We start from the raw sequence: 25,645 nt of genomic DNA on the forward strand, positions 1-25,645 counted from the left end.
TTAAACGTCACCGCGCCATCAGGCGCGCACTTTGACGCCGCCACATCTCCCGCGACGTAGAACGCTGTCGCCAGGGATGTGTCGTCTTGAGATCAGGAAATATCTCAAAAAGCTCAATTCTTTGTGCATTGCCAAATCCGTGGTGAGACTTGTCATGCGGCTGGAAAATTTCGGTCCACGTCCCGTTGCACAACACAACCTGATGGCAGACACACGCGATGTGGACGTAGGTCACTGTCCCGGCATCCAACTTGTAGATGCCCGCCTTCGGATTCAGCAGATTTTTCGCCGCAATCAACGTCTCGGCGTCGACATAGGCCAGCGCCGTTCTATCCCTGAGGGACAAAAGCCGATGATTGGGGCTGACGCGGATGGGTTGTTCAGGCAGCCCGTTTCCAAGAACGCCTGCCTCGATCACGATGGGTTGCAGATGCTCGTGTGTGCGAAGCCAGAAGGCGTCCAGCGTCTTGATAGACACGCTGACCAGTGGCTGCGTCCCATTGTCCCGTGTGATGACATCATCACCGACCTTCAGGTCTTCAACGCGCATCTCCCCCTGTGGGGTGGCGACAGAAGTTCCGGACGTCAGACAGGGCACGGCAGCACCAAACTCCTCAGATGATGAGGCCAAGGGAAAACCGCAAGCGAGATGATCGGGCGTCCGAGCAAACCGAGCAGACGGCTTACAAGGATCGAGGGGCATCGACAGGCGCAGCACCTGACAATTCCAAGCATCTTCTTGCGGCCGCCCCCGTGGCCTGAATTTTTCGCAACCAGACGTTCATCTGGTATTCATACAATTTAACAAAACGCTGCCTCAAACCAAGCGGAAATTGGCCGATTGCTGCCACAAATCCGACGTATGAAACTCTCATTTCTCGGGAGTGATCGCCGAGACCGGTGCGAAACAGGCCAAATTCAATCCAAAACCTAAACGCCCTATCGGGCTTCTTTTTCGGATTTTTCAATTTGCATCAGTGGCTTAAAAGGCAAACGCACCGCGTCGAGAATTCCATGGGTCTGACAAACCCCACTTCGGTCCCTGCCTTCATTTTTCGTGATCTCAGAAGACAAACGCCGAACGATTTTTTTCACAATCAGCGACGGCCAAAGCTCACCTGTGAAACACTCTCAAAGCCGGACCACACACTGTTTCGGACCCGGCACAACTTAACCATTTGGCGATTCGATTCGACGCCGGCGGGATATGTAGCGATCATCGTTGCGTGGAAAGGATGGTCTGGTACCCGAGGTCGGACTCGAACCGACAAGCCTCGCGGCGGGGGATTTTGAATCCCCTGCGTCTACCAATTCCGCCACTCGGGCCCCTGCGATCTGTGATGTGGCGCGGTAGCCGCCACCAGAGGTAGAGGCGATTTAGACAACGCCCACGCAAAGGTCAATCACAGACGGACGTCGGCTTCCGATTAATTGAACTCCGACGGCCAGGGCCTATGTTTCAGCCGGAAGAAGAGGGTTAGAAAATGATGCGCACGTCACTCCTAGCAGTCCTGTCCAGTACACTTCTGCTCGCAACACAGGCAGAGGCATTTACCTTCGACAGCATTGACGGCGGAACCATTGATCTGGACGCGTGGACCGGACAACCTGTCCTTGTCGTGAACACGGCCTCGCTTTGCGGCTTCACCTACCAATACGCAGGTTTGCAGGAGCTCTACGACACCTACCGGGACGAAGGTCTGGTTGTGCTTGGCGTGCCGTCAGACGACTTCCGTCAGGAGCTTGGCAGCGAGACGGAAGTAAAAGAATTCTGTGAGCTCAACTACGGGCTCGACTTTCCAATGACCACAATTTCGGACGTGCGCGGCGGCGATGCACATCCGTTTTACAAATGGGTGAAGGATGCCGTCGGATTTGAGCCCAACTGGAACTTCAACAAAGTCCTGATCAGCGGCGACGGAGAGGTTCTTGAGACCTACGGATCAAACGTCAGACCAATGAGCCGTGAGGTGACCAGTGCGGTCGAAGCTGAGCTTCGCGTCAACTGACGAACCAGATCGACAGGACCGGGAACGCCACAAGGATCACCACCCGCACCAGGTCGCTGGCCACGAAAGGCAGGACGCCCCGGTAAGTTTGTGAAATCGGAATATCCCGACCCACCTGATTGATAATGAAGAGGTTCATACCCACGGGCGGCGTAATCAGTCCGACCTCCACCACAATGAGGGCAAGAATACCAAACCAGATTGCCACTTGTTCCGGCGTCATGCCAAAATCCAGCACCTCGATGATCGGGAAGAAGATCGGGATGGTCAGAAGGATCATCGACAAGGAATCCATGACACAGCCGAAGACAAGATAGCAGACAAGCATCGCGATCAGGATAGTGAGGGGCGCGAACCCCTGCCCTGTGACCCACTCTGCCAGAGCTTGAGGCGCCTGAGTGAAGGCGAGGAAAGAGTTGAACACCTGCGCGCCAAAGATGATCAGGAAGATCATCGCGCTGGCCTGGGCCGTTTCGAGGATGCTGTCGAGAAAACTTCGCCAGTTCAGCCCGCCCGTCAGGATACCGTAGAGGCCCGTCGCGACGGCCCCCACTGCAGCCCCTTCGGTTGGCGTGAAAAGCGCTTGAACACCCGGGTTCGCCCAGTTCCAATCAGCCGCGATCCCCCCCATAACCAAACCGAAAATCACGACGACCGGCCAGACCCGCCAAAGCGTCCGGAACCGTTCTTTGATCGGTTTCCGCTCGGCAACGGGTCCTGAGCCTGGTTTGACCCGAACATAAATCGCAACGGTCAGCATGTAACCCAACGCCGCCAAGATACCGGGCACGAGCGCGGCGATGAACATCTTGACGATGTTCTGTTCTGTAAGGATCGCATAGATCACCAAAATGACCGATGGCGGGATCAGAATGCCCAGTGTCCCGCCAGCCGCCAAAACACCTGTCGACAGCGCGTCGGAGTACCCGCGTTTGCGCATTTCGGGCAGCGCCACCTGCCCCATTGTCGATGCCGTGGCGAGGGAAGATCCGCAGACCGCCCCGAAGCCTGCGCAGGCGCCCACTGCTGCCATCGCCACACCACCCCTCTTGTGCCCCAGCCAATCGGACGCGGCGTTGAACAAGGCGGCAGACATGCCTGACTTGGTTGCGAACTGCCCCATGAGCAGAAACAGCGGCACGATGCTGAGCGAGTAGCTCGAGAACGTATCATAAGTCAGCGTTTTCATCTGACTGAGCGTCGCACTTGGACGCCCCAGAACGATCCAAGTTCCGATGAACCCCGTCGCAAACATTGCTACGGCAATCGGCACCCGCAGAAAGATCGCCAGCAGCATCAGCGCGAAGGCTATGAGCGCCAGTTCCAGACCTGTCATGGCTCTTCCCCTGCAAGTACCCAATTGAGCGCGCGCCAGACCGTGTAAAGACTAACCAAAAGAAATACGGCCGCGCCGAAGGTCGCCATCGCATAGGGGATCCAGACGGGCAGTTCCAACTCATAAGTTGTTTCCGGGAAGAAAGGCTTGGATCCCATGCCGAAAAAGCGTCTCACCGCATCCGATCCGTAGGGGAATTTTTCCCCGAAGCCCAGCCAGATGCGCCACAGTATCAACCCAGCGACGACAGTGACGGAGATATCGCCGATCAGGCCCAATATGGCTTTCAAGCGGGACGGCAAGGCATTCGCGACAATGTCGACTGTCACATTCCCGCGGTTGAGTTGGCACCACGGCAAAAATGCAAAAATGGCGATCGCGCAGCCCGCCTCGACCAGCTCAAAGTCACCGGTGATTGGAGACAGCCCCGCAAAAATCAACGCGCGCCCTGTGATGGAGGCCGCGGTGATTACAGCCATGCTGACCAACAAGACGCCACCGCCATAAGCAAGCAGACGACACACGAGGGTCAGAGCGCGCCCGACGCGCAGTTCGGTGGTCTTTGCAAGTGTCATGCGGCCCGGTCATCCAATATGCTTGCGCTTGCGTTTAAGGTCTCGATGTCCATGCCCGCAATCGCTTTATAGCGCCGCGCGTGACTGTCGAGTTCTTCCGCGCTCATGACCTCGTCTATCGTGCCGAACCCGTCGGGTGCGCGTACTGCGACCTCATCTAAGATCTTGTCCGGCCCGTCACCACGGTTTGCCAACACCAAGGCGTTTACGCTGTCTCGGCGAACATCCTCATAGGCCATCAGCGCGTCCTGCGTCTCGCCGTGATCCCGCAAAGCCCGTGCCAGATGCCTGGCATCCAGAATACATTGCGATGCACCGTTCGATCCGATGGGATACATGGCGTGGGCCGCATCACCAAGCAAGGTCATGTTGCCGTGGGTCCACTGGCTCAGCGGTTCTCGGTCAACCATTGGGTATTCCCAAACGTTTTCTGCGGTTTCGATAATCTCAGGGATGTCGAGCCAGTCAAACGACCAATCCTTGAAGTGCTGCGCGAAATCAGTGCGCGCGCCCTCCCGGCTCCAGTCTTGAGCCCGCCAATCATAGTCTGGTGGCATCGTAAGATCGGCGATCCAGTTAATCCGAACACCTTCCGTGTTGCGCGCGATGGGGTAGCAGACGAACTTGACATCTTTCTTGCCGCTCATCGCGACCGTGCAATCGCTGAGAAAGGCAGGGCCGTCCGTCACACCGCGCCACATCATCGTACCGCCCCAGACGGCGCCATCCTCTTCGGGATAAAGCTTTGCCCGGGCAGTCGAATTGATCCCATCGGCGGCAATCAGCACCGAACCTTTTGTAGTTCCTTTGGATTTGCCGGTTTTTCGGTCCTCCAACGCGACCTCGACCCCATCCGGCAGGTTCGTCCAGTCAGAGACCGCTACACCTGTCTGAACCACATCCGTGCCACAGCGGGTCCGCACAGCATCCAAAAGTGCCATGTGAAGCAATCCGCGATGAATGGAGAATTGCGGCCACCGGTAGCCTGCATCCAGACCGCGCGGCTCTCGCCATATCTCACGACCGTGGGCAGAAAAATATGCGACTTCTTTGGTGCGCAGGCCGATCTCGTCCAACCGATCCTCAAGACCCAGTTCGAACAATTCCCGGACAGCATGAGGTTGAAGGTTGATCCCCACCCCAAGCGGCCTCAGCTCTTCGACAGCCTCGAAAATACGAAATGGCACCCCAACCTGATGCAGACTCAGACCAAACGCAAGGCCGCCGATACCTCCGCCTGCAATCAACACAGTCATAGCACGATCCTGTTTCTCAAATGCCCCGGACCGAAATCCGGGGCATGTCCGAGATCAATTGTCGGCGTATTTGGCGACAAGGGCTTGCGCGTCAGACACCATCGCAGCCCCATCAAGGCCCTTGCTGGTCATCTCAGCGGCCCATGCTTCGGTTTGCGCGTCGCCAATTGCACGAAGCTCTGCCACAGCGGCCTCGTCCATCGTGACGATTGTGTTACCCGCAGAGGCTGTTGTTTCCTCGCCAGCCGTATCGCCGGTGTCCATTGCACGACCGGCATCGGCAGATGTTTGGAGGCCGGAATTCGCGTCGATCACCGCTTTCAGATCATCGGGCAGAGACTCGTAGGTGTTCTTGTTCATACCCCAGATGAAAAATGTATTGTAAAGCGCACGGTCCCCACCAATCTGCGTGTGGCTGTCTGCAAGTTCATGCACCTTCAGCGGCGGCACGATTTCCCAAGGGATCACACCACCATCAACGACGCCTTTCGACAGAGCTTCCGGGAAAGCCGGAACCGGCATGCCGACGGGCGTCGCGCCCAGTGTTTCAAGCAATGCGTTGGCCTGGCGGGACGGCCCGCGCAACTTCACGCCCTGAAAATCAGCGGGCGTCGTGATCGGATCACCTTTTTTGTGAATGACACCGGGTCCATGCACATGCACAGCAAGCACCTTAATGTCTGAAAGACGTTCCTGCATGTACTTTTCAGTGAACTCCCATGCCGCCTTGGAGGAGGCCTCGGCGCTCATCGAGGTCATGAATGGCAATTCAAATGCCTCTGCTTCCGGGAACCGACCGGGCGTGTAGGCAGGCAGCGCCCAACCGCAATCAATTACACCGTCGCGGATCTGATCATAGAGTGCAGGCGGTTTGCCCCCCAGTTGCATCGCCGGATAGATCTCGACCTTGATCCGGCCGCCTGAGTCCGCCTCAACCTTTTCCGCCCAAGGCTCAATAAAGTAGCGTGGCACCGATCCCTTCGGCGACAGGAAATGCTGACATCTCAGCGTCACGTCCTGTGCAAAGCTTGCGGTCGCAGTCATCCCCAGCGTCATCGCGCCGACCAGCGCAGATGTAAACAGATGTTTCATGTTCAGTCGTCCTCCCAAACGTAAGATGCGCGCAGCTTAACGCTGCGTCCTATCACTGCAAGAGCGATTGCAAGTCACGTTAGGCATATTGATTGACATTGACAATCAATATCTTCCCACATGTCACAGGCGGTTTGTGCTGAAGGTGTCGCAGGTCTGAATTTGCGGATTTTCATAGCCCTTTGCGAACCACCGCTGCCGCTGCTCGGATGTGCCATGGGTGAAAGTATGCGGGTTGGGACGCTGGCCCGCGTTCCGCTGCAAGGTATCGTCCCCGATCTGTTTCGCTGCATTGATCGCTTCCTCCAGATCTCCCTGCTCGAGTGATCCGAAGCGCGCCTGCGCATACCGAGCCCAAAGTCCGGACAGGCAATCGGCTTGCAACTCGATCCGCACGGAAATCTCATTGCTGCGGGCCTGGGACGATTGCGCGCGGATCTGGTTCGCCTGTCCCAGAATGCCCAGTTCATTCTGCACATGATGTGCAATCTCATGAGCAACTACATAAGCCGCCGCGAAATCACCGCCCGCACCGAGGCGACGTTCCATCGTGACGAAGAAGTCCGTGTCGAGATAGGCTTTCTCGTCTGCCGGGCAATAGAAGGGTCCGGACGCGCCGTTTGCCCCGCCGCAAGGGCTGTTGGTTGCCCCTTTGAACAGAACAAGTGTCGCCGGGTCGTAAGGCTGTCCGACCTGCTCGGCGAAGATTTCGGCCCAGACCTCTTCCGTATCGGCCAGAACGACCGACACAAATTGCGCGGCGCGCTCGTCGGCCTCTGTGACTTCTTGGGATTGCGGGGCGCCAACGGACACCGATCCGCCGCCCCCTTGCAGCAAGGGTGTCACATCAATGCCCAGGAACCAGCCGATCAGGACGATGGCGATCAGCCCGAAGCCGCCGATCCCACCCGCACGTGCGCCACCGCCACCTCTTTGCCTGCGCCTGTCCTCGATATTTCCGCTTCCGCGACGACCTCTCCAGCGCATTGTGTTCTCCCCTACCTTGACCGAAGGTGCCCCTCCGTGCTGCATAGCCCTAAAAGAAGTGCAGGCTTTCCAATGATCAAGCGTCTTTATGACTGGACGATGTCGCTGAGTGCGCATCCAAACGCGTTGTGGGCGCTCGCGCTCGTATCTTTCGTGGAAAGTTCGTTCTTTCCCATTCCGCCAGATCTTCTGATGATCCCGATGATCTTGGCCCGTCCTGACCGCGCATTTCTGATTGCGGCGGTGTGTTTGATCTCATCCGTCTTGGGTGGACTTCTGGGCTATGCCATAGGGGCGCTATTTTTCCTGCAAATCGGACAACCGCTGTTGGAGATGTTGGGCAAAGGCGATGCCGCCCTGGAATTCAATCAGCGCTTCAACGACCTTGGCTTCTGGCCGGTTCTGATCGCCGGACTGACCCCGTTTCCCTACAAAGTCATCACGATCATGTCCGGATGGACCGGCATGCCGCTTGGCACATTCATTGTCACTTCGATCATTGCCCGCGGCATGCGGTTCTTCATCGTTGCCGCGCTTTTGTGGAAATTTGGGGCGCCCATACGCGAATTCATCGAAAAAAGGCTGGGTCTCGCCTTTTCAGCTTTCATCGTGCTGCTGCTTGGCGGCTTCGCTGCGGTGAAATTGATATGACGGCGCTGCGCCTTGCCTCGCTTGCGACGCTTGGCTCGGCGCTTCTTCTAGGTGGCGCGTTTGTCTTTCAGTATTTCGGTTATCCGCCGTGCGCAATGTGTCTTTGGCAGCGGTGGCCCCATGCAATCGCCATCCTGATAGGCCTCGTATTTCTTGCAATCCAAACGCGTGTCCTGCTTGCCTTAGGGGCGCTGGCCGCACTGACGACAGCGGGCATTGGTCTTTTCCATGTCGGTGTCGAGCAGCAGTGGTGGGAAGGCCCGACGACCTGCACGTCTACCCCAATCGGGGACCTCACCCCGGAAGAGCTTCTGGATCAAATCATGAACGCCCCGCTGGTGCGGTGTGATGAAATCGCATGGCAACTGGCGGGCATATCTATGGCCGGTTGGAACGCGATTTTGTCCCTCTGTCTTGCGGTGATCTGGGTGCTGGCGTTACGGCGCGCCTGACTCGCTCCCGAACATGATTTTCATGGGCATTGCACCCCATATGCAGCATCGGCTATAGTTTTCACAACAAAATGTAGTCGGCCAAAAGCAAGATCGGAATTTACGTGAACGACACGCCGGAAACACCTGAGAACGAAGAAGAAAACACTCCTGAACGTATGATCCACGATGGACCGCAAGTGTCTATCACCGACGAGATGAAAACCTCGTTCATTGATTATGCCATGTCGGTGATCATCAGCCGGGCCATCCCGGACCTGCGCGACGGCTTGAAACCAGTGCACCGACGCATCCTCTATGCAATGCACGAGACGGGAAACACGCACGACAAATCCTACCGCAAATCGGCCCGTCCCGTCGGGGACGTGATGGGGAAATACCACCCCCATGGCGACGGCGCGATTTACGACGCGCTCGTCCGTATGGCGCAGGACTTCTCCATGTCGCTGCCGCTTTTGGACGGGCAAGGCAATTTTGGCTCGATGGATGGCGATAACCCCGCCGCCATGCGGTATACCGAAGTGCGGATGGACAAACCCGCCAGTGCAATCCTTGCTGATATTGAAAAAGACACAGTCGATTTTCAGGACAATTACGACGGCAAAGACCGAGAGCCGACCGTCCTGCCCGCCCGCTTTCCTAACATGCTGGTCAATGGGGCTGGCGGGATCGCCGTGGGTATGGCCACCAACATTCCCCCGCACAATCTGGGCGAGGTGATCGAGGCAACGCTGGCCTTGATCGAAAATCCCGATCTAGATGCGATCGAATTGATGGAATACGTTCCCGCCCCCGATTTTCCAACGGGCGGTATCATTCTGGGCCGCACTGGCGCGCGGAAAGCCTATACCGAGGGGCGCGGCAGCGTCATCCTGCGGTCCAAGACCCATATCGAGGAAATTCGCAAGGACCGCTACGCGATTATCGTGACCGAAATTCCCTATCAGGTGAACAAGGCCACGATGATCGAACGCATAGCGGAAGCCGCCCGTGACAAACGAATTGAAGGCATCTCTCATGTTCAGGACGAATCCGACCGGGTCGGCGTCCGCGTGGTGGTCGAGCTGAAGCGCGATGCAACAGCCGAAGTTGTTCTGAACCAACTGTTCCGCTTTACACCGATGCAGACGTCTTTTGCCTGCAACATGTTGGCCCTGAACGGTGGGCGGCCGGAGCAACTGACCTTGCGGTCGTTCCTGACGAACTTCATCGCCTTCCGCGAAGATGTGGTCGCGCGACGTACGGCCTACGAACTGCGCAAGGCACGCGAACGCTCCCATGTGTTGTGCGGTCTGGCGGTCGCGGTGTCGAACGTGGATGAGATCGTGGCGACCATCCGTCAGTCGGCGGACGCGGCCGAAGCGCGGCTGAAGCTGATGACCCGGCGCTGGCCCGCTCAGGACATCGCCGATTATATCAAGCTGATCGACGATCCGACCCACACTATGAACGAGGACGGAACCTACAACCTGTCCGAGACGCAAGCCCGCGCCATTCTTGAACTGCGCCTGCAACGTCTGACCCAAATCGGGGTCAAAGAGGTCACGGACGAGTTGGAAGAGCTTGCCGGTAAGATCAAGGAATACCTCGATATTCTCAGATCCCGCGACCGGATCATGGAGATCATCTCCAACGAATTGAAAGAGGTCCGGGACCAGTTTGCCGTGCCACGTCGCACAGAGATCGCCGAATGGTCCGGCGACATGGAAGACGAGGACCTGATTGAGAAAGAGGACATGGTGGTGACCGTGACCTCGGGCGGATACATTAAGCGCACGCCGCTCGCCGATTTCCGGGCGCAGCGACGCGGTGGTAAAGGCCTGTCCGGTATGGCGACCAAGGAAGACGATGTGGTCACACGGCTCTTTGTGGCCAACACCCACACGCAGCTTCTGTTTTTCACCACGGACGGCATGGTCTACAAGCTCAAGACTTGGCGCTTGCCGCAAGGGGGGCGAACCTCCAAAGGCAAGGCGATCGTCAACATTCTACCCATCCCCACGGGCGTTTCCATTGCTGCAATCATGCCGGTGGACCGGGATGAGAAAGACTGGGGCGACCTGCAGATTGTCTTTGCCACAACCGCAGGTGACGTCCGCCGCAATGCGCTAAGCGATTTCACCAATGTTATGCGCAATGGCAAAATAGCGATGAAATTGCCCGAGGATGTCGAGTTGGTAAACGCACGTATCTGCACAGAGAGCGATGATGTGATGCTGGTCACCAGTTCCGGTCGCGCGATCCGCTTCCCGACGACGGACGTGCGCGTTTTTGCTGGCCGCAATTCAACGGGCGTACGCGGTATCAAATTGGACGGCGATCAGAAAGTCGTGTCCATGTCCGTGATCCGACACTTCGAGGCCAGCCCGGAAGAACGCACGGCCTACCTCAAAATGCGCCGTGCTGTCATGGGTTTAGCCGATGACGCTGAGGTCGAGGATGAGGAAGCCGCACCGGGTGCAATCTCTCAGGAACGATACGCCGAGATGTCAGCGGCAGAAGATCTGATCCTGACGATCACATCTCAAGGGGCCGGTAAGACCAGTTCGTCCCACGACTACCCTGTGCGTGGGCGTGGCGGCATGGGTGTGATGGCCATGGACAAGGCAATGCGGGGCGGGCCGATCGTCGCCTCATTCCCAGTCGATATGGACGATCAGATCATGTTGGCCACCTCCAAAGGCCAATCCATTCGCTGTCCCGTTGACGGCATATCCTTCCGGTCACGCAGCGCGGGCGGGGTGAAGGTCTTTGACACCGGCAAAGGGGAAGAGGTCGTGTCCGTCGCGTGGATTGCCGATCAGGGCGACGAGGACGACGGCGACACCACCGAGTAGGCAGTCGCAGCGTTGAACCGCTGTGGGCTCACGCCTCAAAGGGCATCAAGAAAGAGAGGAAAGCCGGAAGGCTTTTCATTTAGATCAGGCATCGCTACATCCTTGCCATGAGCAACACATTGAACATCATTGGTGGCGGCATGGCCGGGTCCGAGGCCGCATGGCAGGCCGCAAATCTCGGCGTCAACGTCACAATCCACGAGATGCGGCCGAAGGTCGGCACTTTTGCCCATCGTACCGGCAATTTAGGGGAGATGGTGTGCTCCAACTCGTTTCGGTCCGATGATGACGAACAAAACGCTGTAGGCCTGCTCCACTGGGAAATGCGCGCCGCGGGCGGACTGATTATGGCAACCGCTGACAAGCACGCGCTTCCTGCGGGCGGGGCGCTGGCGGTGGATCGCGATCCATTTGCGCAAAGCGTCACCGCGACCCTCCAAGATCATCCGAATATCACGATCAGCTACGATGAGATAACAACCTTGCCAGAGGACGGGCACTGGATCGTTGCGACCGGTCCGCTGACCTCGGGCAATCTGGCCTCGTCCATCGCCGACGCCACTGGTCAGGATGCCCTCGCCTTCTTCGATGCCATCGCGCCGATCATTTATTTCGACACGATCAACATGGAGAAGGCGTGGTTTCAGTCCCGCTACGACAAGGGCGACACCGAGGAAGAGCGGACGGCCTATCTAAATTGCCCTATGGATCGTGACACGTATGAAGCGTTTATCGACGCCTTGCTCGCCGCGGATAAAACGGAGTTCAAGCCGGGTGAAACGGCAGGTTACTTCGACGGCTGCCTGCCCATTGAGGTGATGGCGGAGCGTGGTCGCGAAACATTGCGCTTTGGCCCGATGAAGCCCGTGGGGCTGACCAACCCGCATCAGCCGGACGTAAAGGCCCATGCCATCGTTCAGCTCAGACGCGATAACGCATTGGGCACACTGTTCAACATCGTGGGCTTTCAGACCAAGATGAAATACGGGGCGCAAAAAGAGGTGCTCCGAATGATCCCTGGCCTTGAAGAGGCAGAATTCGCGCGTCTGGGCGGCGTTCACCGCAACACATTTATCAACTCGCCCACCCTTCTGGATAACCAGATGCGCCTGCGCAGCCGCCCTCACCTGCGGTTTGCAGGACAGATCACGGGCGTCGAAGGTTACGTGGAAAGTGCCGCGATGGGCCTTTTGGCGGGACGCTTCGCCGCGGCCGAAATACTTGGTAAGCCCGTTACAACGCCGCCCCCAGAAACAGCAATGGGCGCGCTCGTGACCCATATCACCGGCGGTGCTGACGCAAAGACCTTCCAGCCGATGAATGTGAATTTCGGGCTGTTTCCGCCGGTTGACGCCAAGGGTGGCCGGAAAAATCGCAAGACACGCTACAAGATCTATACTGATCGCGCGAAAGCCGCTTGGACGTCATGGCTTGATGGTCCCAGACTGGACGCCGCCTGATCTTTTTGCGACGGTCAGGTATGGCTGAAAAATATCTCGATAAGGTGTATCAGACGACCGGTAAGGACGCCCAACGCGATCTCTATGATGCATGGTCGACCACCTATGATGATGAGGTCGGGGAACACGGCTATCTCACCCCGCGACGCGTCGCCGACGCTATGGGGCGCTGCATCAGCGACAAAACGACACCTATCCTGGACTACGGCTGCGGAACAGGTCTTGGCGGAACCGCGTTGCGCGACGCCGGTTTCAAAACCTGCGACGGTGCCGATCCCGCCGCCGAGATGCTGGCTGTCGCCCAAGAAAAGAAGATGTATCGCACGCTAACAACGCTCGACCTGTCCCGTCCGCTGCCTTTTACCCAAGGGCAATATGCGGCAATCGTGGCAATCGGCGTCATCAGCACCGGCGCCGGACCGGCGTCACTTATGGACACGTTGATTGATCTGCTGCCAACCGGCGGATATTTGGGGTTTTCCCTGAATGATCATGCACTTGCGGATGAAAGTTATACTGCACGCGTCAAGGCGCTGGAGGCCGCGGACCATCGCAAACTGGTAGAAGACTACGGCGAGCATCTTCCGGGACTTGACCTGAAATCCATGGTCTACGTGTTCGAGAAAGCGTGACTTTCCGCACCCGCTTCGCCCCTTCACCGACAGGTCCGCTGCATCTGGGCCATGCCTATTCTGCTCTGCTGGCATACGATATGGCGACAGATGCCGGCGGCACATTTCTTTTGAGGATCGAGGATACCGACACAAGTCGCTGTCGCCCAGAATGGGAATCGCAAATCTTCGATGATCTCGCATGGCTCGGCCTCAAATGGGATATGCCGGTCTTGCGCCAGTCGGAGAACGGCCCGCGCTATAATGCTGCCCTCTCAGAATTGGCGACGCTTGGCCTGGTCTATCCATGCAGTTGTCGGCGAGCCGATATCCGCGACGCTTTGGGGGCGCCGCAGGAAGGCGTCCATGCTACAGGTCCGGATGGCCTGATTTACCCCGGAACCTGCCGCAAACGTTCGATGGCCGATGCAGCGCCAACCGATGCCGTTCGTCTGGACATGAAGAAAACATCGGAACTCATTGATAGAGATTTATTTTTTAAAGAAACCGGCTCTGGCGAGATTATGGATCGAATGGTTGATTTGGGGACGATGATCGAGACTGTCGGAGATGTTGTCTTGCACAGGCGCGATATTGGGACAGCGGCTTACCATCTGGCCAGTGTCGTCGATGACGCTGCGCAAGACATCACCCATGTGGTGCGCGGCGAGGATCTGTTCGATGCCACGCAGATCCATGTCGTTCTGCAAGCCCTCTTGGGGTTCCCCACGCCGATCTACCACCATCATCGATTGATCCGAGACGACGCAGGCAAGCGGCTGGCCAAACGTGACGATGCAAAGGCAATTGCCACGTATCGCGCGGCGGGATTTACGCCTGCTGACCTGCGTGATCTGGTGGGTCTAGCCTAGCGTTAGGGTTCGGGCTTCATCAACTCGACTTCTGCTTCATCTTGAATCGCGGTGTAAAAGCAGCTGCGCCTGTTCGTGTGACATGCTGGTCCGGTCTGGCGGACGATCGCCAAAAGACAATCCCGATCACAGTCCACGCGCAGTTCAACCAGCTGTTGTGTATGGCCGCTGGTTTCGCCCTTAACCCAGAAGGCTTGCCGAGACCGCGACCAATAGGTGACCTTTTCCGTCGCCAGCGTCCGCTCGACAGCCGCTTCATTCATCCACGCCATCATCAGGACTTCGCCAGTGCCGTCCTGCTGGGCGATACACGGGATGAGCCCGTCCGACGTGTAGTGAAGTGTCGCAGGGTCGAAGGTCATTGCTGTTTCCTTTTGCAAAACGAGCCGCAAGAGTTACTTAATCAGAGGCAACGGGCTGGGAAAGCCCACAACGACCACGTCGAGGGATCAAATGTCCGCTGATACCGATCTGATCAAGCTCTATTCCGGCAAGATCCTTGCCCTTGCCGCAGATATCGCGCGGACGGAGCGGCTGAGAAATCCTGATGCGACAGCCAAAAAACGCTCGCCTTTGTGCGGCTCGACGGTCACCGTCGATGTCAATATGACCGATGGTTTGATCAGTGACTATGGTCAGGATGTTAAAGCGTGCGCTTTGGGGCAGGCTGCAGCCAGCGTAGTGGCAGATGCAATTGTCGGATGCACACCTGAACAGGTTCAAACTGCGCGCGATCAATTGAAGGACATGCTCAAATCAGGCGGCCCTGTGCCGGACGCGCCCTTTGACGGTCTGGAAGTCCTTACTCCGGCACGTGATTTCAAGAACCGGCACGCCTCCATTCTTCTTTCATTGGATGCGACAGTTGACGCACTTGAGCAGGCGCGCACGCAAAGCTGCGCCTGAGGCGATCCCCGTTAACGGACTGACAAGACTAGACTGCTACCCCTGCCTGATACCCTATCTATGAGGTCAGGATGCAAGCTGTCGAAGCCGTCGCTTACGAAGAAGATGCCGATCAACGTCGGGCGTCAGAGGTCGAACCGGAAGACCTGAGCCTTACACAACTTGTCGGTGGCCTTGGCGGATCGATTGTAGACGTCGCAGGCTTTCTAGAAAATGTTGACAACAAGTCCCGTCAGCACGCGGTTGCCGTCGATCGACTGAAGATCGCACTGCATGAGCTTCTGGACCAGAATGAGACGATCTCGGATTCGCTGGGATCGATCAGGAATGACAGCGAAAACGCGCTCGAGGTTGTGGCCCAGTCCCTTCGGGTGATGGAAGACACCGTAAAGTACAGCAAGTCCATAGCGACATGGGTCAAGGATCTGGACACGCGCATCCGGTCCTCTGAAGACGCTCTGAAACATGTGCGCAATGACAATGATGACATCACTGCGATCGCCACGCAGGTTAATATTCTCGCCATCAATGCCAGTATCGAAGCTGCTCGGGCGGGTGATGCCGGGCGTGGCTTTGCGGTCGTGGCCGAGGCGATCAACGCACTCTCCCGCGACACATCCCGCGCCGCAGGCGGCATCGCAAAAAATATCGCGGGCCTGGGCAAGATCGTATCATCCCTGCGCACGGAGGCTGCTGCCATCGCACGGGATGCCGACAAGGTGCTGGATGATGCTGCTGTGACGGATAACGCATTGGGTGGCATAGAAACAGCCATGCGCGAGATGAATGTAAAGACCATCCGCATGAGCGAAACCGCAAAGGCCGCACATCAAACAGGCAGTCAAATTGCGCCGGCCTTCGATGATATGGCCGAAGCCGTCCATAGCACGTCGATTTCCGTAACCAAGGCAAGCGAGCGGATCGGTCACCTGATCGACCTCAGCGAAGCGATCGTGCAAAGCGTGGCCAGCATTGGTGGCAATGCTGCAGACGGACCTTTCATCAGCTTTGTGCAAACAAATGCCGATCTGATCGCCGAGCGGTTCGAAGCTGCTATTGAAGAGGGTAAAATCAGCCATGCCGCGCTATTCGACACGAACTACGTACAGGTCGAGGGAACAAACCCGGTGCAACATACGACCCAGTTCACCGAATTCACGGACGAGGTCTTACCTGACATTCTTGAAAAGGGTCTCGATTTTCACAAGCGAGTTTGCCTTTGCGCGGCGATCGACCGAAATGGATATATTCCGACCCACAACACACGCGTTTCGCAGCCTCAGAGGCCCGGCGATCCAGTCTGGAATGCGCGCCATTCCCGGAACCGCCGGATTTTTGATGATAGGGTCGGCTTGAAGGGTGGGCGCAACCAAGCACCATTTCTTCTGCAGGTCTACCGTCGGGACATGGGCGGCGGATCCTATACGCTGACAAAGGATGTTTGCGCGCCGATCTTCGTAAACGGACAGCACTGGGGCAATCTACGGCTTGCCTACCTGCTGGAATAAAAAGGCCACCACGCGGGGACGTGGTGGCCAGTCAGCATGTCTCTCGCACCATATGCAGACCGGACATGAGGCAACCGGCGAAAAGTTGGGGACTTTTGCATATACCCCTCGAACAACGGGACAGAAATTCGAGCAGTGCGAGTGTCAGACAGCAGGCAACTCGATACTTAAACCAAACTCGGAAGATGAAGTGCGACGGCCATTATGATGCCGATTGCACTAGCGCCAAGAACATCAACGATCAAAGCTTTGGGCGACCTTGCCAAAATGTCTTTTACATCATTTATCATCTTGCGGCCCTCACCTGAAATCCATAAGTTGCCACTTTGTTCTCATTTATGGATGAGTCTGTAAAGAACTTTTTAAGAACATTTGCGAACAAAAGCAGTCAGAAATCCCTAACCCACTGATATTAAGCGAATTGCTTTGTCCTGCTCTGTTAACCAAAGAAGCACACGCGCCGCCTGTCCCCTGCGCGATTCAAGACCGGGGTCCGTCGTCAAAAGCGCACGAGCATCGGATTGAGCAGTTGCCATCAACGCGGTCTGCCGCTCCGGGTCAGCGATCCGAAACCGCGGCAGGCCGCTTTGCGCGGTCCCGATAAGATCGCCTGACCCGCGCATCGCCAAATCCTCTTCCGCGATGCGAAAGCCATTTTCTGTATCGCGAAGAATTTTCAGGCGCCGCTTGCCACTTTCAGAAATCGGATCTTCAAATAATAAAACACAAGCCGATGCTGCCGAACCGCGACCGACCCTGCCCCGCAGTTGATGCAGTTGTGCCAAGCCGAAGGTCTCTGCTTGCTCGATCACCATGATCGTCGCATTGGGCACATTCACCCCGACCTCGATCACAGTCGTCGCGACCAGAATTTTCATCTCACCCGCCGTAAAGCGCGCCATCGCTGCATCTTTTTCAGCGCTCGGCATTTGCCCGTGGACAAGGCCGACAACCCCTTCGCCAAACACGGCTCGTAATGCCTGAAAACGTGCTTCTGCGGCTGTCTTGTCGCTCAGCTCACTCTCTTCGACAAGCGGACAGACCCAATACGCTTGCCGACCATCAGCGACGGCCCCATGCAGCTTGGCGATGACTTCATCCAACCTATCGCTTGATACGGTGACGGTCGTGATGGGTTCGCGCCCGGGCGGTTTTTCATCAAGGATCGAAACATCCATGTCGCCATATTGTGCAAGAGCCAGGCTGCGCGGAATAGGCGTGGCAGTCATGACAAGCAGATCAACGGCCGTGCCCTTTGATCCCAGCTCAAGCCGCTGGCGAACCCCAAAGCGATGCTGTTCATCAACTACGGCCAGACGAAGGTCGTGAAACACAACGTCATTTTGGAAAACGGCGTGAGTTCCAAGCAGAATGTTCGTGTCCCCCCGGGCCAGTGCCGAAAGCTTGTCCTGACGCTCCGCCCCCTTGTCACGCCCCGTCAGCAAGGCCAGTGACACCCCGGCAACCTCTGCCAGCGGAGCAAGACTTTCCATATGCTGCCGCGCAAGAATTTCTGTCGGCGCCATCAGCGCCCCTTGCCCTCCACCCTCGATCGCGGCCAACAAAGCAAGAAACGCCACAAGCGTTTTGCCTGCGCCGACATCCCCTTGGAGCAAGCGGTTCATCCGCACGGGCATCGACATGTCTTTCGCGATCTCGCGCGTTGCACGGATCTGGGCGCCTGTTGGCTTGTACGGCAGGCTCGCCAGCACCTTCTTTTGCAGAATGCCAGTCGCAACAGTCGAAATCCCCGGTTTTTTCCGCTGATGCAACCGTGCAAGGGCCAGCGTCAACTGGTGCGCGAACAATTCGTCATACGCCAATCGGGTACGTGCGGGCGCATCAAGAGAGATATCGCTTAGGTCTTGCGGTGCGTGTGCCTGTGAAATGGCCTCTTGCCAATCTGGCCAAGTTTCCCTCGCCTTCAGTGCGGGATCAATCCATTCGTCCAGTTCCGGTGCAAATGCCACGGCCCCTTGCGCCGCGCGTGACATGACCCGCTGCGTGATTCCGTGGGTCAGCGGATAGACCGGCTCGAACGTCGGCATGTCGCCCGCAGTCTCCGACGTCAGAATATGATCGGGATGGACCATCTGCCCGATCCCATCAAAGATTTCGATTTTACCGGAGACGATCCGCCGCTGGCCCGTCGGAAGCTGTTTCTTGAGATAGTCTGCTCGGGCATGAAAAAACACCAAGCGGAACTCGGTCTGCGCATCATGGACATGCACATGGTAAGGTCGTCCCTTGCTGCGCGGCGGCACATGCAGCCCGATCTCGACATCCACCGTCACGATGGCGGGCGCCGCCACCTCCCGAATGGACTTGCGACGGGTGCGATCTATCCCAGAGACAGGCAGCGTAAAGAGCAGGTCTCGCGGCGCGCGGATGTGCAGGCCCGACAGATTTTGAGCGAGCCGCGGCCCAATTCCGGGCAATTGTGTCAACTCACCGAAAAGCGGGAACAGGATAGGCGGACGACCTGACATGAGATCAGGCCGATCCGATCAGTGCGATCCAGCCATCTTCGTCAATCATCTCAAGGCCTAGGTCCGCGGCTTTTTTCGCCTTGGATCCTGCGCCCGGACCGGCAACGACAAGATCCGTCTTGGCAGAAACCGAGCCTGACACCTTTGCGCCAAGCGCCTCGGCCCGTGCCTTCGCCTCGGATCGCGTCATCTTTTCCAGTGTTCCCGTGAACACGACGGTTTTGCCCGCCACGGGGCTGTCAGCCGCAACATTTGCTTTCACATCCTCGACCGTGAGGTGCCCCACGAGCCTATCGATTGATGCGCGTTCAGCCTCTTGAGCGAAACTTTCAACAAGTGACCGTGCCATGACCGCCCCAACCCCGTCGATTGCCAAGAGACCGTCCCACTCTGGACCCTCAAGCGACGAAGCATTCTCGACTGCATGCAAAAATGCGTCCCAGTTGCCGTAGTTGACCGCAAGAAGTTGCGCCGCGCTTTCACCGACATGGCGGATACCAAGCGCGAAAATCAGACGATTGAGCGGGATGGCCCGTCGCTCGTCAATTGCGTCAAACAGGTTTTCGGCAGACTTCTCGCCCCAGCCCAAGCGATTTTTCAGCTTTGTAAGATTGGCTGCGTCGCGGTTGCGCAATGTAAAGATATCGGCCGGCTCGCGGATCGGCAGATCGGCGTCGTCGTAAAACATCTCAACCTGTTTGGCGCCCAGACCATCGATATCAAACGCCGCTCGACTGACAAAATGCTTCATCTTTTCAACGGCTTGCGCCGGGCATATCAGACCGCCAACGCAGCGCCGCACCGCGTCCCCCGGTTCCCGTACGGCGTCGGAGGCGCATTCCGGACACGCCTTCGGGAATAGATAAGGTTTTGCTGTGGCGGGTCGCTTTTCCAGATCAACGTCAGCCACTTTCGGGATCACATCGCCCGCGCGATAGATTTGCACGAAGTCTCCTTCGCGAATGTCCTTACCGTCCCGAATAGATTGGCCCTTCGCGTCGCGTCCCGCAATATAGTCTTCGTTGTGCAGGGTCGCATTTGACACGACCACACCACCGACAGTGACCGGGGTCAGGCGAGCGACGGGCGACAAGGCACCGGTTCGTCCGACCTGGATGTCGATTGCCTCAAGCCATGTCCACGCAAGCTCTGCCGCAAATTTATGAGCGATTGCCCATCTTGGCGTTGTGGAGCGCATGCCGAGCCGTCGCTGGTAGGACAAATCATCGACCTTGTAGACCACACCATCGATGTCATACCCCAGCGTTGCGCGCTCTTCCTCGATCTTTTTGTAATGGGCGATCAAGGCGTCGGGACCGTTGCACAGCGCCGTCATCGGATTGGTGCAGAAACCAAGGGCCTTCAAACGATCAAGCGCACCCTTTTGGGTCTCGGCCAGCGGGCTGCTCAATATGCCCCACGCGTAAGCAAAGAACCGAAGCGGGCGGGACTTGGTGATCTCGGAATCCAGTTGCCTGAGTGAACCCGCAGCGGCGTTACGCGGGTTGGCAAACGGTTTTTGGCCACGCTCTTCTTGCGCAACATTGAGCGCGGCGAAGTCGGCGTGGGACATATACACTTCACCGCGTACTTCCAGAACATCCGGCGCGCCGTCCAGAGTTTGCGGAATATCGTTGATGGTGCGTGCATTGGCTGTGACATTCTCACCAATCTGACCATCGCCCCGGGTGGCCGCATAAATCAGTTTGCCCTGCTCGTAGCGCAGAGACAGAGACAAACCGTCAATTTTCGGCTCGGCGGTATAATCAAGTTCGTCCTCTGCAGAAAGCCCGAGATACTTCCGAATACGAGCGTCAAACTCGACGACATCATTGGTGTCGAACGCGTTTCCGAGCGACAGCATACGCTGCTCATGAGCTATCTTAGAGAATCCCTCCGCAACCGGTCCACCTACCGCATCGGAGGGGCTGTCGTCGCGTTTCAGATCCGGAAATCGCGCTTCAATTTCAGCATTGCGCCGCTTGAGCAGGTCGTAGGTCGCATCGCTCAGATCTGGTTGGTCTTCTGTGTGGTAGGCTCGGTTCGCGTCACTTAGAAGCTCTGCGAGTCTGGCAAGTTCAGCTTTGGCTTGGCGTTCGGTCAAACTGTCGACCGACACCGTGTCGAAGCTCGCAGTATCGTTTGGCATTGCAGGAAAACCCCCAGATCAATCCGCCTTGTCAGGGCAGACTATCTAGAGGGATAGTGCGCCACGGCCAAGGCGTCCAGAGTGAGCGAATGGCTGGCTCAACAAAAAAAGGCGGCCACAATCAGGCCGCCTTCTATGCGCTCTGCCTGCTCTCCGGCAGGTCATAGGTTCGTCAGATCAAGCGCCTATCGCGACACGCTGTGTATCGTCTGCAGTCGCTGGCTGAGGATCGCGCAGAACATAGCCACGGCCCCATACTGTCTCGATATGGCTTTCGCCACCTGTTGCTGTCGCAAGCTTTTTGCGGAGCTTGCAGATGAAAACATCGATAATCTTGAGTTCCGGCTCGTCCATTCCACCGTACAGATGGTTCAGAAACATCTCTTTCGTGAGCGTCGTCCCTTTGCGAAGGCTCAGAAGCTCCAGCATCTGGTACTCTTTGCCGGTCAGATGAACGGGCGTCCCGTCCACATCCACCGTTTTGGCATCAAGGTTCACTGCGATGTTACCTGTCTTGATGATCGACTGGGAATGACCCTTGGAGCGGCGGATAATGGCGTGAATGCGGGCGACCAGTTCTTCGCGATGGAAAGGTTTTGTCAGGTAATCGTCTGCACCAAAACCAAAGCCTTTAAGCTTACTTTCGGTGTCGTCGGCACCCGTCAGGATCAGAATGGGGGTTTCGATACGGGCCAGCCTGAGCTGGCGCAAAACCTCGTGGCCCGTCATGTCAGGCAGATTCAGATCGAGTAAAATGAGATCGTAGTCGTAGAGCTTGGCGAGGTCGATCCCCTCCTCACCCAAATCGGTTGTATAGACGTTCAGGTTCGCATGGGTCAGCATCATCGCAATTGATTTTGCTGTTGTCGGGTCGTCCTCCACGAGTAATACGCGCATCTTAATCTCTCCGGTCTGCCCCTCATGTAAACAAACTTTAAATACGAAAAGGTTAATTCAAAGTTACCGGCGTTAGTGTTTGCTCTCTAAGGGTTCTGGTTGCCTATATTTTTGTAATGCAGTCGTCTTCAGCGCGTTCTCCCCAAATACCGAGACGGCCGTCCGCCAGGAGCTTAGCTCTTCCTCTGACAGGTTATAAAGATCGCACGCTTCTTTTTTTGTTAAAAGTCCCGCATCTACGCCTCTTACGACCGCAGCTTTTCGGCTGGCGACCCAGCGACGGGTCGAGGGATCTGGCAAATCAGCGCGGGTCATCGTCGTGCCATCGGGCAATTCTACCAAATGCGGGCCAGCTTGACGCTTAAGATACATGCGATCATTCCATCTTTTTCTGTGTTCGCTGAGTGTTTGCACATCCAAGTTTAAAGAGGCATGAAGCTGGTTCTTGTGAGTAGATAAGATTTTCCTATATTTCGCAGGAACTCGCTCAAATCTGAAACTCACCCGCTCGGAGACCCGCCGATGGCGCTCGATTGGACAACAGGACAACTCAACTCGCTCGGTTTCGCGAAAGCGCCGTCCGAGACGCGCGTGGTCGTGGCCATGTCCGGCGGTGTGGACAGCTCGGTCGTAGCAGCCCAACTGGCGGACGAGGGCTACGACGTCGTGGGCGTCACATTGCAGCTTTATGACCACGGTGCGGCCCTGGCCAAGAAAGGTGCCTGTTGTGCAGGACGCGATATTCATGATGCACGACGCGTGGCCGAGGAGATGGGCTTCCCGCATTACGTGCTGGACTACGAGAACACCTTCAAAGAAGCCGTGATTGATGAATTTGCGGACAGCTACCTTGCTGGTGCGACGCCCGTGCCGTGTATCCGCTGTAATGAGCGCGTTAAATTCAAGGACCTGCTGGAAACGGCAAAGGATCTGGACGCCGATTGCATGGCGACCGGGCACTACATCCAGCGCAAATCCGGCAAGTTTGGATCTGAGCTTCATTCCGCGGCTGACGCAGCGCGGGACCAGAGCTACTTTCTGTTTTCCACGACGCCTGAACAACTGGACTACCTGCGGTTCCCGTTGGGGCATCTGCAATCAAAGTCCGAAACACGCGCTTTGGCGCTCAAGTTTGGACTGCCGGTCGCGGATAAACCCGATAGCCAGGACATCTGCTTCGTCCCGAATGGCAACTACGCTGCGGTGATCGAGAAGCTGCGGCCGGGCGCGGGGGAGCCCGGTGAAATCGTTGATATGGGTGGCACCGTTTTAGGCCAACATGAGGGTGTGATCCACTACACGATTGGTCAACGGCGCGGCCTGGGGATCGGCGGATTGTCCACGCCGCTTTACGTTGTGAAACTGGACGTGGACAAGCGGCATGTGATCGTCGGCCCGAAAGAAGCTTTGGCGACGCGCAAGATCCCCGTGCGCGAAATCAACTGGCTGGGCGATGCCCCGTTCGACAGCCAGTCCGAGTGGCATGTGGGGGTGAAGGTTCGGTCCACACGCCCCCCCGCCTCTGCAATTATTCGCCCGCTCTCGGCAACGGAGGCGGAGGTCGAATTGCTGACGCCGGAAGAAGGCGTGTCCCCGGGACAGGCTTGTGTGTTCTACGACGACGACAGCACGCGGATCTTCGGCGGCGGCTGGATATGGCGCGGATACTAATTCTGCGCCAGACGCCTCAGGCGGTTGCGCTCGCCGGGCCGCCGTACAGCGCCACGGCGCGTTTTTCAAATGCGCGAACGACCCGCTGCATGGCTTCGTTGAACACCAGGCCGATCACGCCTTGCAGCATCCGGCTTTTGAATTCGAAATCAACGTCGAAGGACACATCGCACCCGCTTGCCGTGTCCTCGAACCGCCATGTGCTGACAAGATATTTGAACGGACCGTCCAGATACTCGGTGTCGATCTTCAGCTCATCTGCAAACAGCGTCACCCGGCTGCCAAAGCGTTCCCGGAAAACTTTGAACGCGATCACGAGATCGGCCAGCATCACCTCGCAATGTTCTTTTTGGTCGCGGGACCGGATGCGCGCCGCGGCACACCATGGCAAGAACTCTGGATATGCGGCGACATCCGCCACAAGATCGTACATCTGCTGCGCGGTATAGGGCATAGAGCGGGTTTCGGCGTGCTTTGGCATTCGGTCTTTGTCCGGCAGGTGTTGTTTGATTGATCTGGGAAGCGATTTCGTAGGATAACACCGAAAAGACAAGGGGGTTTCATGTCTCACCCGCCCTATGTCATCGACAAGATGATCTCGGCCAAGTCCATCGCTGCCCGAATTGAGGTCCTCGCTCGGGAAATTCACGACCATTTCGAAGGCACGGATAAGCTGGTGATCGTCGGCCTTTTGCGGGGGTCTTTTGTTTTCATTGCTGATCTTGTGCGCGAACTGGATCTGCCCGTCGAGGTCGATTTTCTTGAGGCCTCCAGCTACGGTGACAGCACGGAAAGTTCGCGGGAGGTCCGTATTCTTAAGGATTTGCGCGGCGAGATCGCAGGTCGCGACGTATTGGTCGTCGAAGACATCGTCGACACCGGGTTCACCCTAAGCCACGTGATCAGGCTGTTGGCCGGGCGGGAGCCCGCGCGCATTGAAACCGTTGCCTTGCTCGACAAACCAACCCGGCGCGAAGTGGATATCAAGGCGACTTGGACAGGGTTCGAAATTCCCGATGAATTTGTCGTGGGTTACGGGATCGACTACGGACAACGCGACCGGAACCTGCCCTACATCGGTAAGGTTCGGTTTACGGAATGAACTTTCGCTGGCTTCTGAGGGCAAAGAGATGGGCGCAAAACCCACCCTCGGAGAAACAAGTGAAGCTCTTTCTGGTGATACTTGCAGCCTGTATCGCCATTGGGCTGATCGAGCACTACATTGGCTGGCCGGACTGGGCGAAGACCGAGCGAGCGCGCGTCAGATAGCGAAGACGTGATCTTCTGACGTCTGAACCTGACTGGCCGCCGTATACCTTGCACCCTATTCTTATGCGCTATGAATCCTGCACGAGAACGCATGGCGAAAGGGTTTTGATGCTCAGATTTGCTGCCTCCGTTTATATTCTTTCCCTAACCGCAGCTTTTGCGGATGTGTCGTCGTTTCAGACGCCGTCACGGAACATTCAGTGTACCGTGGATCAGGAAGTAAACTTTGCCGATCTCGAATGCACCATCATCAACCGGTTCAATCCTCCCGCCCAACCCCGTCCAAGCAGCTGCGATGCAGATTGGGGTCACACGTTTTTCATGCGCGACAGCGGCCCCGTCACGATGCTGTGTGACGAGGGCAGTTCAATGACAGCGGGCACGGCAGAGGAAACCGCTGAATACGGCACCACCCGAGAATTCAGCGGCTTTGTTTGCGGATCGTCCCGAAGCGGCTTGGAATGCATCAACCGCGATGGCCACGGGTTCTTCCTGTCACGGCGGGACCAGCGGGTATTTTGAGCGGGGGATGTCGGGTGATATTTGCCCCAAATTTCATTATTGAAAACACACTTACGTTAACTTTCATGGATGAAAACATATTTTGCTGACAGCCTG

General features: G+C 57.0%; 24 protein-coding genes and 1 tRNA gene. 12 read left to right on the forward strand and 13 right to left on the reverse strand.

The window, feature by feature from the left end; all coding sequences use genetic code 11:
• Positions 1-7 precede the first annotated feature (7 nt).
• Both KIN_RS18345 and KIN_RS18350 read right to left on the reverse strand, forming a co-directional pair.
• Entirely contained in the window at positions 8-703 is a 696-nt protein-coding gene (locus KIN_RS18345) for a Hint domain-containing protein (RefSeq protein WP_279285289.1), read from the reverse strand.
• Positions 704-1,241: 538 nt separating this feature from the next.
• Positions 1,242-1,326 (reverse strand) — tRNA-Leu (locus KIN_RS18350).
• Positions 1,327-1,487: 161 nt separating this feature from the next.
• Here KIN_RS18350 and KIN_RS18355 point away from each other — a divergent pair.
• Positions 1,488-2,009, forward strand: a complete 522-nt coding sequence (locus KIN_RS18355; protein WP_373281679.1) for a glutathione peroxidase — start codon at positions 1,488-1,490, stop codon at positions 2,007-2,009.
• Here KIN_RS18355 and KIN_RS18360 read toward each other — a convergent pair.
• From KIN_RS18360 to ypfJ, 5 genes are all read right to left on the reverse strand, one after another.
• Positions 2,002-3,345 (reverse strand): TRAP transporter large permease, encoded by a 1,344-nt coding sequence (locus KIN_RS18360; RefSeq protein WP_159809830.1) that lies wholly within the window; start codon positions 3,343-3,345, stop codon positions 2,002-2,004. The two genes, KIN_RS18355 and KIN_RS18360, sit on opposite strands and share 8 nt — an antisense overlap.
• Positions 3,342-3,920, reverse strand: a complete 579-nt coding sequence (locus tag KIN_RS18365; RefSeq protein WP_159809832.1) for a TRAP transporter small permease — start codon at positions 3,918-3,920, stop codon at positions 3,342-3,344. Before KIN_RS18365 ends, KIN_RS18360 begins: the two co-directional genes overlap by 4 nt.
• A complete protein-coding gene (locus KIN_RS18370; protein WP_159809834.1) occupies positions 3,917-5,176 on the reverse strand; it encodes a flavin-dependent oxidoreductase in 1,260 nt (419 codons plus the stop codon). Before KIN_RS18370 ends, KIN_RS18365 begins: the two co-directional genes overlap by 4 nt.
• Before the next feature lie 54 nt (positions 5,177-5,230).
• Complete coding sequence (locus KIN_RS18375) at positions 5,231-6,268, reverse strand: TRAP transporter substrate-binding protein (RefSeq protein ID WP_159809836.1); 1,038 nt, start codon at positions 6,266-6,268, stop codon at positions 5,231-5,233.
• A gap of 123 nt (positions 6,269-6,391) precedes the next feature.
• On the reverse strand, positions 6,392-7,255 hold the full coding sequence (gene ypfJ / locus KIN_RS18380) for a KPN_02809 family neutral zinc metallopeptidase (protein WP_159809838.1): 864 nt from the start codon (positions 7,253-7,255) through the stop codon (positions 6,392-6,394).
• A 72-nt stretch (positions 7,256-7,327) separates the two neighbouring features.
• On the opposite strand from ypfJ, the gene KIN_RS18385 reads away from it, so the two are divergent.
• The 6 genes from KIN_RS18385 to gluQRS all read left to right on the forward strand — a co-directional run bounded on the left by KIN_RS18385 (position 7,328) and on the right by gluQRS (position 14,138).
• Entirely contained in the window at positions 7,328-7,906 is a 579-nt protein-coding gene (locus KIN_RS18385) for a YqaA family protein (RefSeq protein WP_159809840.1), read from the forward strand.
• Positions 7,903-8,358, forward strand: a complete 456-nt coding sequence (locus KIN_RS18390; protein WP_159809842.1) for a disulfide bond formation protein B — start codon at positions 7,903-7,905, stop codon at positions 8,356-8,358. Before KIN_RS18385 ends, KIN_RS18390 begins: the two co-directional genes overlap by 4 nt.
• 104 nt (positions 8,359-8,462) lie before the next feature.
• Positions 8,463-11,195 carry a DNA gyrase subunit A gene (gyrA, locus tag KIN_RS18395; RefSeq protein ID WP_174239141.1) on the forward strand — a complete coding sequence of 911 codons (2,733 nt, stop codon included), beginning with the start codon at positions 8,463-8,465 and terminating at the stop codon, positions 11,193-11,195.
• 107 nt (positions 11,196-11,302) lie between these two features.
• Positions 11,303-12,655, forward strand: coding sequence for a methylenetetrahydrofolate--tRNA-(uracil(54)-C(5))-methyltransferase (FADH(2)-oxidizing) TrmFO (gene trmFO, locus KIN_RS18400; RefSeq protein WP_159809844.1), 1,353 nt, complete (start codon positions 11,303-11,305; stop codon positions 12,653-12,655).
• A 20-nt stretch (positions 12,656-12,675) separates the two neighbouring features.
• Entirely contained in the window at positions 12,676-13,287 is a 612-nt protein-coding gene (locus KIN_RS18405; RefSeq protein WP_159809846.1) for a class I SAM-dependent DNA methyltransferase, read from the forward strand.
• Positions 13,284-14,138: a tRNA glutamyl-Q(34) synthetase GluQRS gene (gene gluQRS, locus KIN_RS18410; RefSeq protein WP_159809848.1), complete on the forward strand. Its 855-nt coding sequence runs from the start codon at positions 13,284-13,286 to the stop codon at positions 14,136-14,138. The genes KIN_RS18405 and gluQRS overlap by 4 nt, the downstream gene beginning before the upstream one ends.
• 2 nt (positions 14,139-14,140) lie before the next feature.
• Here gluQRS and hisI read toward each other — a convergent pair whose 3' ends face one another.
• On the reverse strand, positions 14,141-14,500 hold the full coding sequence (gene hisI / locus KIN_RS18415) for a phosphoribosyl-AMP cyclohydrolase (RefSeq protein ID WP_174239142.1): 360 nt from the start codon (positions 14,498-14,500) through the stop codon (positions 14,141-14,143).
• A 91-nt stretch (positions 14,501-14,591) separates the two neighbouring features.
• Between hisI and KIN_RS18420 the strand changes: the two genes are divergently transcribed.
• Positions 14,592-15,044 (forward strand): iron-sulfur cluster assembly scaffold protein, encoded by a 453-nt coding sequence (locus KIN_RS18420; protein WP_159809852.1) that lies wholly within the window; start codon positions 14,592-14,594, stop codon positions 15,042-15,044.
• Between the two features lie 71 nt (positions 15,045-15,115).
• Positions 15,116-16,552 (forward strand): methyl-accepting chemotaxis protein, encoded by a 1,437-nt coding sequence (locus tag KIN_RS18425; RefSeq protein WP_159809854.1) that lies wholly within the window; start codon positions 15,116-15,118, stop codon positions 16,550-16,552.
• Positions 16,553-16,950: 398 nt separating this feature from the next.
• Here the strand turns inward: KIN_RS18425 and recG are convergent, their stop codons facing one another.
• From recG to sciP, 4 genes are all read right to left on the reverse strand, one after another.
• On the reverse strand, positions 16,951-19,041 hold the full coding sequence (gene recG, locus KIN_RS18430) for an ATP-dependent DNA helicase RecG (RefSeq protein ID WP_159809856.1): 2,091 nt from the start codon (positions 19,039-19,041) through the stop codon (positions 16,951-16,953).
• A 4-nt stretch (positions 19,042-19,045) separates the two neighbouring features.
• Positions 19,046-21,190, reverse strand: coding sequence for an NAD-dependent DNA ligase LigA (ligA, locus tag KIN_RS18435; protein ID WP_159809857.1), 2,145 nt, complete (start codon positions 21,188-21,190; stop codon positions 19,046-19,048).
• A gap of 177 nt (positions 21,191-21,367) precedes the next feature.
• On the reverse strand, positions 21,368-22,087 hold the full coding sequence (gene ctrA / locus KIN_RS18440) for a response regulator transcription factor CtrA (RefSeq protein WP_159809859.1): 720 nt from the start codon (positions 22,085-22,087) through the stop codon (positions 21,368-21,370).
• A 72-nt stretch (positions 22,088-22,159) separates the two neighbouring features.
• Positions 22,160-22,459, reverse strand: a complete 300-nt coding sequence (gene sciP, locus KIN_RS18445) for a CtrA inhibitor SciP (protein ID WP_159810061.1) — start codon at positions 22,457-22,459, stop codon at positions 22,160-22,162.
• Between the two features lie 150 nt (positions 22,460-22,609).
• Between sciP and mnmA the strand changes: the two genes are divergently transcribed.
• Complete coding sequence (gene mnmA, locus KIN_RS18450; protein WP_159809861.1) at positions 22,610-23,758, forward strand: tRNA 2-thiouridine(34) synthase MnmA; 1,149 nt, start codon at positions 22,610-22,612, stop codon at positions 23,756-23,758.
• 16 nt (positions 23,759-23,774) lie between these two features.
• Here the strand turns inward: mnmA and KIN_RS18455 are convergent, their stop codons facing one another.
• Positions 23,775-24,239, reverse strand: a complete 465-nt coding sequence (locus KIN_RS18455) for a type II toxin-antitoxin system RatA family toxin (RefSeq protein WP_159809863.1) — start codon at positions 24,237-24,239, stop codon at positions 23,775-23,777.
• Between the two features lie 81 nt (positions 24,240-24,320).
• On the opposite strand from KIN_RS18455, the gene hpt reads away from it, so the two are divergent.
• Both hpt and KIN_RS18465 read left to right on the forward strand, forming a co-directional pair.
• Complete coding sequence (gene hpt, locus KIN_RS18460) at positions 24,321-24,860, forward strand: hypoxanthine phosphoribosyltransferase (RefSeq protein WP_159809865.1); 540 nt, start codon at positions 24,321-24,323, stop codon at positions 24,858-24,860.
• A 275-nt stretch (positions 24,861-25,135) separates the two neighbouring features.
• Positions 25,136-25,549 (forward strand): DUF6636 domain-containing protein, encoded by a 414-nt coding sequence (locus KIN_RS18465; RefSeq protein ID WP_159809867.1) that lies wholly within the window; start codon positions 25,136-25,138, stop codon positions 25,547-25,549.
• The last annotated feature ends 96 nt before the right edge of the window (positions 25,550-25,645 follow it).

Origin of the sequence: Litoreibacter roseus, assembly GCF_009811795.1 — a bacterium.
Lineage (GTDB): Bacteria > Pseudomonadota > Alphaproteobacteria > Rhodobacterales > Rhodobacteraceae > Litoreibacter > Litoreibacter roseus.